Source organism: Desulfocucumis palustris (assembly GCF_002933875.1).
Lineage (GTDB): Bacteria > Bacillota > Desulfotomaculia > Desulfotomaculales > Desulfocucumaceae > Desulfocucumis > Desulfocucumis palustris.
In genome coordinates this window covers 1-6,429 of the sequence record NZ_BFAV01000143.1, presented here as the reverse complement: position 1 = coordinate 6,429, position 6,429 = coordinate 1, and the positions used below count along the sequence as shown (strand labels likewise).

The following is a 6,429-nucleotide window of genomic DNA, read 5'->3' as shown; positions in this document are numbered from 1 at the left end:
AGGCTGGCGTACGGTTTCCGGCTTGGCCCCGGATGTGAAATTCGCAGGCTATACCTCAAACCAGACGGTGCAAATACAGTTCAGGGACGGTTCCGGCTTGGGCAACATCAGCACGGGTTTTATTGCGGATACGCGCTCAATACCGTCTGTCACTGGAACATCGCTATCCTCTACAATAGCAGGGGGGCTTACAGGGAGCCGGTTTCTGCATACGGAGCCGGGCTTCAACTGGTCAATCTGGGTGGATACCCACTACGATTCGGGGAACAGGCAGTATGCCTATCAAATACCCTTTTCCACCCGTACAGGCATGTCAGTAATGGATACGGGCATGGTGATCAGTTCCGGGCAATCTTATGTATATCCAAAGGCCGCCACCCCGGTAAGCCCGTCGGTATGGTGGAACTCCCGGGCCTGGCAGTACGGCTGGAGAATCAAGGTATGGGATGCGTGGGGTTTGGAGAGTCCCTGGTCTAACGGCCAGGACTTTGAGATTATCGCCCTGGAGAGACTGAGGGTGTCTAAAATAGGCAATCCGCCCAACGGACAGCCCGTGCCGGTTTTAAACGACCCTGCAACACATATCATGATTGATTACGGCACCAACCCTTTGCCGAAAATTAAAGCCAACGGCATGGTTGTTATACTGGTGGACTCCATAGGCCCGGTTAATACCCTGCCTTTAGGCATAAATTTCTATTATCACGACATATCAACAGGGGAAAAAACCACGGCGACGGTTCATAACCTGACGGCTCTACTCCCCTGGGGCTCGGCCACCAACAGGCTGTCCTGCGAGATATGGTCCAGGCCCGAGGTAATCATTGCCGGAGATGCGACGGTAATCAGGGCTCTTTTGGAGGGGACTACAAGTGTTGGTAATAACGCGCACTTAAGGGTTAGTGCACCCTATGATATTGATGTTGCACAGGTCTTGGGTACCTCGTATACGGATTGGTCTGTGGTGCTCAAGGGAAGAAAAAATTGAATAATATACGCAGGATTCTTGAAAACGATGAATATCTAATATGCACCATGGCTCCGGTTATATGCCGGGGCTATTTTATTTTAAGTGGATTTTTCGCATTTTCGATTATTCCACGTGGAATTTTTTCTCGGGCACGCTTATTTACATGTGGATGTATTTGGAGGTGGTGAGATGGCTTTTCCCAGGGAGTTTATTTTAAAAGCCAGGCAGGCCAACCTGGCTGAGTTTCTTCAGGCGAAAGGGTATGTGTTGAAGCGGGAGGGGAAGAACTGGCGGCTGCCGGGATATGGCGGGCTTGTGATTAAAGGTAACGGTTATTATCGCTTCAGTACTGAGGAAGACGGCAATGCTTTGGATTTTTGTATTAAGTTTTTGAATATGAGCTTTCGGGATGCGGTGCTCGGTTTGAACGGTACGGCTGTAGCTGATGTGCCCTTGCAGTTGTTTAAAGAGGAGAAAAAAGAGCTGGAGATGCCGGCGCGGCATAAGAATGAGCGCAGGGTTATCGCTTATTTGACCAAAACCCGGGGGCTGCCGGCGGAGCTGGTGGTGGAACTGATCCGGGCCGGTCTTTTGTATCAAGACGAAAAGGGGAATTGTGTTTTCGTTTGTAATGATTCCGCCGGCAGGGCCCAGGGCGCGATCCTGGCCGGCACGGTGTCCAATGTCAGTTGGAAGGGGCTTGCTGTCGGCAGCGATACTACCTTTGGCTGGTGGTGGCTGCCTTCCGGAACTGATATATCAAATACTGTGACAGTGATTGAAGCGCCTATAGACGCCATGAGCCTGGCGGTTATTCAGCCCACCAGTGTGAGGCTTGGCCATGTCCTTGCCCTTGGGGGACTGCACCGGGAGGCTCTGGAGGGGTTTGTGGGCCGTGTGGATGTGAAGAAGGTTGTCCTGGCTCTTGACGGTGATATATGGGGCCGTAAGGCTGCGGCTGAATGGAGGGATTGGCTTATACAAGGCTATGAGGTTGAGAATCTGGTGCCGGCGGAAAAGGATTGGAACGAGGTGCTTAAACGTAATTAGCGGGGTTTTTAGGTTTTTTCTTTCTGGGCATTTCTTTAAGGCAGGAACCGGTCCGGTATCCCTCCCGGCCTGCCCGGGGACCTTCTTAAAAAACAGAGAAAGAGATCAAGTTAACCCATCGGTTGACTTTATTTTTTTGTCTGGTATAATGGAGGTGTTGATATGGAAAATGATATTTTGCAGGAAATTACAAGGATTACAAGGGAAAATGGTTTCAGGCTTACTGGTCATGCCAGGGATCAGATGACTGCCCGTAAGCTGAATACTTCACTGGTAAAGGATATTTTGCTTAACCCGCGCAGGTTGATCAGGGTTGATTGCAGGGAAAATGATACTTATTATAAAATCCAGGGCGGCAGGTTTAACCGCAAGCTGGCAGTTGTGATAAAAGATAAGGTGATAGTGGTCACGGTTATGTAGCCACTGCTCACCTTGTCATTCCAGTTTGAGGGAGGTTTTACCTTGAAGTGTTATAATTGCGGTGGCGGCAGTGTTGTTTCCAAGAAGCGTAACTGGGTCAGTTATGTTAACGGAATTAAGGTGGTTACTCCCGATGTCAATGTGGATGAGTGTCAGGATTGCGGTGAAGTGGTGCTGGATTCTTCGGAATCCGAGAAGATTGATCATGATGTGGCCAAATATTTTGATAAGGTACTGGTGCTGGATAACAGGCTGAAAGAGGTTAGGAAAGGTTTGGATCTTACCCAGGAGGAAGTGGCCAAAAGGATGGGTTGGTCCAAGCAGCGCTATAATACGGTGGAAAAGAATAAAAAGGTGCCGAGTATTTTGCTCGCTTTAAAGCTGGCCAGCGCTCTTGAGTGTGATGTTAACGATATATATAAGTTGAAGATTGAGAAGAAGCCAGGAATGAGTATTAATCTGGCCCGAAGCTGAATGTTTGATAAAGAATGGTCCCGGATGTATGTCCGGGGCTTTTTTTTATTTAATTCTTACCTATTATATACCGTGATTTTCGGTAATTTTTATTTATTTTTTATTTATGAAAGGTTGGTGTAATTGATGAAGACGATTTCCATCTTAAACAGCAAGGGTGGGGTGGGCAAATCCACCATCAGCGTACATTTGGGGCATGCCCTGGCGCTGGCCGGCAAGCGGACGCTGATTGTTGACACGGATATGCAAGACAATATCAGAATATGGTTTTCTTCCGAGCAGAGGAGAACCACTTTGTTTGAGGTTTTGATGGAGGGAAGAAGGCCTGGCGATGCGGTTGTTAATGTCCGGGAGAGGCTGGATATTATTTCTTCCGGGGGTGACAGCCTGGGGGCGGTTCCTTTTTTGTTGAATATGGGGTTTTTATTTTCCGACCTTTCCGGTAGTGATGCCACGGAGTTGAAAAGGATTCTTCATAAGATAGGGCTTCAATGGCTTTTTGATCTTAAGAATACTTCTCCGGATGTTTTGAAAACATCCCTGGATTCTTTTAAGAATGTTTATGATTATGTTTTGATTGATTGCTCACCTTCCAGGACAATCCTGCACACTATTGTTATGGTGGCTTCCGATTATATTATGGTGCCGGTTAGTATGGAGTGGCTGAGTGTTGTGGGCAGCGCCCAGGTGGGTTCCGCCATTGCCGAAGTCAATGAGAAGTATGATATTTCGGTTGATGTGGGTTTTGTGGTGCCCACTTTTTTTGACCGGCGAAGGAATCGTGTTTGTCAGGAGGTTATGGCGGATCTGGCTAAGATGTATGGTGAAAAGGTTACTAATGAAATACGTATTAATGGGCGGTTGTCCGAGGCTCCCAGCTGGGGGAAGACGGTTTTCGATTTGAAGGACAGGCGGGGGATTGAGGATTTCGAGGCTCTGGCCAAAAGGGTGATGGGGGTTGAATAAGAAGAGGTCCGCCCTGGATGCGCTGATGCCTGGCGGTGTGAAGGGTAAGGCCGGTAGTTCTTCGGGGGTTTTTACCGATGTCTTACCGAATGATTCGGTTGTTATTACCGATGGTGATGAAAACAAGGTTCGGAAATATCGGAACAGGCCCAGGAAGGAGAAGGCCGTTAAGAAAACATATAGCTTTAATACCAGTACAGTTAGGGCGCTGGAGGAGTATGCGGAGGATAACGGTATGAGTTACAGCCAGGTTATCAATTTGGCTTTGCGGCAGTTGATTCCCAGGCATTATTTTGAGGATAGGGATTGAGATTGCTTTTTTAGAAAACGGTAACTCTTCGGTTGTTTTTACTGCTTTTTTACTGTTTTCTTCGGTATTCTTTACCGACTTATATAATATGCATGGCGGTTTGGGATTCCTGGTATAATCATGGGTCTTTTAAGTGGTTAGACAGGGCCGGCTAATGCCCGCCCTGTCTTCTATTGAACTGTGCTTGCCTGGCTTTGGTGGTCCTGCTGGGGTCGGGGCAGACAGCCGGCCATGGCATTTTAGGTAGGCTTATACTGCTGGCCATGGCCGGCAGACTGCCCCAGCTAATGAGCCCCATTGTTGCTGGATTTTAGGGATTGGGCGATATTTTTTGGTTTGGAGTGATTTTTATGGCAATGTGTGATGTGTGTTTTGGGTTGTTGAAATATCAAGGCAAAACGTGCGTTGCCTGCAACGGCAGTGGAGTATTGGAATATCATATGGTAAATGGTGAACGTAATATTTATTATGAAATGTATCTTAATAAATATCAGCATTTGGTGGATGAAAATGAGTATTTGTCAAATATTCAAAAAGAAATAATAAGGATTATACTTGCCAGTGAAGTGTTTTTTGTTCCTTTTGCATTTGATGGTGATTGGGATTATGTTTACACTGAAGGAAAGGTTGTTTTAGTATCAAAATTATTAGATGGCAAATGGGATGTAAATATTATGCAGTCTGTCATGGAAGATGATATTTATATAATCGAAATATCTTTTCAGGATAGACGCTTAATTGCTGATTTTTGTTGTAAATACTGCGATGATCAAAGGAGTATGGCAGAAGGAATTGAAATTTATGTTCCTTACTCTGATTACCTTAAAATCTATAAGAAACAATTGTTCTCATTACCAGATCAGTTTTGGCGAAACGTAATTCGAGAAGAAGACCTCTAATTAAATTATGTGGATTTTCTATGGGCGGTATTTACTCGGTCTTTTTTACCGATGTTTTACTTAATTTTTCGGTATTTTTTATTGGTTTTTTTATTTTTCATGGGTGTGTTTTAACAGGTATTGATTATGTTGGGGGCTGATATTTTGAAGGTTGTTGATGAGAAAATCATTGATAAAATTCGTAAGGTTCTGGCATTGACGGGTAGTGTTTTTCAGGAGGAAGCCCAGGCTGCTATGTTGAAGGCTCAAAAGCTTTTGGCCCTGCATGGGTTGTCTATGTCTGAAATAGATTGTAAGGATCAGGTTCAGGAAAAAGTTGTGGCTGATTCTTGTGTTTATGAGAAAAACAGGGTTTCATGGTATGAAAAAAGGTTGGGTTCGATTATTGGAGAAAATTTTCGTTGCTTTTCTTATAATCATGTTGGGCAGGGTATTCGCTTTGTGGGGTTGCGGGAGGATGTTGAGATTGCTGCGGAGGTTTTTTTATATGCTCATAGAACCATGTTGTATTTCGCCGAGGAGTTTGTTAAAAATTATAGGCTGCGGGTAAGTAGAATTAAGGGTTTAAAAAATGATTATTTCGTTGGTTTTATTAGCGGTTTGGAGGATAAGTTTAAGGAGCAGGTTGCGTCTAATAATTATGCTTTGGTTTTGGTTAAGGATTCTTTGGTTGTCAAGGCGTTTAATGATTTGGATTTATATGATTTGAAAACTAGGTTCGTTACAAGTGACTCAGTTGTGGCCAAGGAAACTGGATATCGTGATGGTAGGAGTTTTGATGAAAAGAGGAAGATGATTAGATGAGGTAATGATTAAGTGCATGTAATTTATATGGGGCGGGTTTTATGATTTAGCCGGTATTCCTTTTGGGATTGCCGGCTTCTTTTTTTGGGCGCTAATTCCCGCCACCCTCTTTCGCTACCGAGCCCGCCTTTTAGGTTTTTCTTTGGGGTCTTGCGGTCTCGGCTTAACGCTCATGGCCAGCCTTTTGGGTTTGAATCTCTGGGGTCGGTGCTGGCCACCGTGGGTACCCGGCGGAGCGCGGCTTTGTGGTTTGGTGCTGGGGTCTGTTGGGGCTTTTCTTTTGGGCTTTTGTTTGGGCAGGAAAGCCGCCTGACCGTCTTGTTATGGGGTATTCCTTTGGGGTGGCAAGACCGTCAGGCTCGTTTTTGGGGCACACTCCGCCCTTGTTTTGGGGTTTTGCTTTTTTGCCAGTCGGAGAGTGCCCGCTTATTCTGTTTTAATTTGGGGTCTTTTAATAGGTGACGCTGCTTAGGCAGCGTTTTTATTCGCTTTTTTGCCTTTTCAACAGGCTTTATTGTAACACAGGCTCTAAAGGC

At 45.6% G+C, this 6,429-nt stretch carries 9 protein-coding genes; 8 read left to right on the top strand and 1 reads right to left on the bottom strand.

Annotated features, from left to right (window positions below; all coding sequences use genetic code 11):
* From DCCM_RS18705 to DCCM_RS13115, 8 genes are all read left to right on the top strand, one after another.
* Nucleotides 1–988 (top strand): glycoside hydrolase family 78 protein (locus tag DCCM_RS18705; RefSeq protein ID WP_507762472.1); only part of this gene is annotated, 988 nt, incomplete at its 5' end.
* A gap of 171 nt (nucleotides 989–1,159) precedes the next feature.
* Nucleotides 1,160–2,020, top strand: coding sequence for a DUF3991 domain-containing protein (locus DCCM_RS13145; RefSeq protein WP_104372851.1), 861 nt, complete (start codon nucleotides 1,160–1,162; stop codon nucleotides 2,018–2,020).
* Nucleotides 2,021–2,182: 162 nt separating this feature from the next.
* On the top strand, nucleotides 2,183–2,440 hold the full coding sequence (locus DCCM_RS13140; protein WP_104372850.1) for a DUF4258 domain-containing protein: 258 nt from the start codon (nucleotides 2,183–2,185) through the stop codon (nucleotides 2,438–2,440).
* A 42-nt stretch (nucleotides 2,441–2,482) separates the two neighbouring features.
* Nucleotides 2,483–2,914, top strand: coding sequence for a type II toxin-antitoxin system MqsA family antitoxin (locus DCCM_RS13135; RefSeq protein WP_165792152.1), 432 nt, complete (start codon nucleotides 2,483–2,485; stop codon nucleotides 2,912–2,914).
* 126 nt (nucleotides 2,915–3,040) lie between these two features.
* Nucleotides 3,041–3,880: a ParA family protein gene (locus DCCM_RS13130; RefSeq protein WP_231702771.1), complete on the top strand. Its 840-nt coding sequence runs from the start codon at nucleotides 3,041–3,043 to the stop codon at nucleotides 3,878–3,880.
* Nucleotides 3,873–4,190, top strand: coding sequence for a hypothetical protein (locus DCCM_RS13125; RefSeq protein WP_104372847.1), 318 nt, complete (start codon nucleotides 3,873–3,875; stop codon nucleotides 4,188–4,190). Before DCCM_RS13130 ends, DCCM_RS13125 begins: the two co-directional genes overlap by 8 nt.
* A gap of 317 nt (nucleotides 4,191–4,507) precedes the next feature.
* A complete protein-coding gene (locus tag DCCM_RS13120; protein ID WP_128739152.1) occupies nucleotides 4,508–5,089 on the top strand; it encodes a hypothetical protein in 582 nt (193 codons plus the stop codon).
* A gap of 144 nt (nucleotides 5,090–5,233) precedes the next feature.
* Nucleotides 5,234–5,893, top strand: a complete 660-nt coding sequence (locus DCCM_RS13115; RefSeq protein ID WP_231702770.1) for a DUF2786 domain-containing protein — start codon at nucleotides 5,234–5,236, stop codon at nucleotides 5,891–5,893.
* A 353-nt stretch (nucleotides 5,894–6,246) separates the two neighbouring features.
* Here DCCM_RS13115 and DCCM_RS19030 read toward each other — a convergent pair.
* A partial coding sequence (locus DCCM_RS19030; protein ID WP_207655600.1) for a hypothetical protein occupies nucleotides 6,247–6,429 on the bottom strand: 183 nt, incomplete at its 5' end.

Bases quoted from the DNA above. Each gene is read 5' to 3' on its own strand.
- DCCM_RS13130 (WP_231702771.1), top strand. From the start codon at position 3,041: ATGAAGACGATTTCCATCTTAAACAGCAAGGGTGGGGTGGGCAAATCC.
- DCCM_RS13140 (WP_104372850.1), top strand. From the start codon at position 2,183: ATGGAAAATGATATTTTGCAGGAAATTACAAGGATTACAAGGGAAAAT.
- DCCM_RS13145 (WP_104372851.1), top strand. From the start codon at position 1,160: ATGGCTTTTCCCAGGGAGTTTATTTTAAAAGCCAGGCAGGCCAACCTG.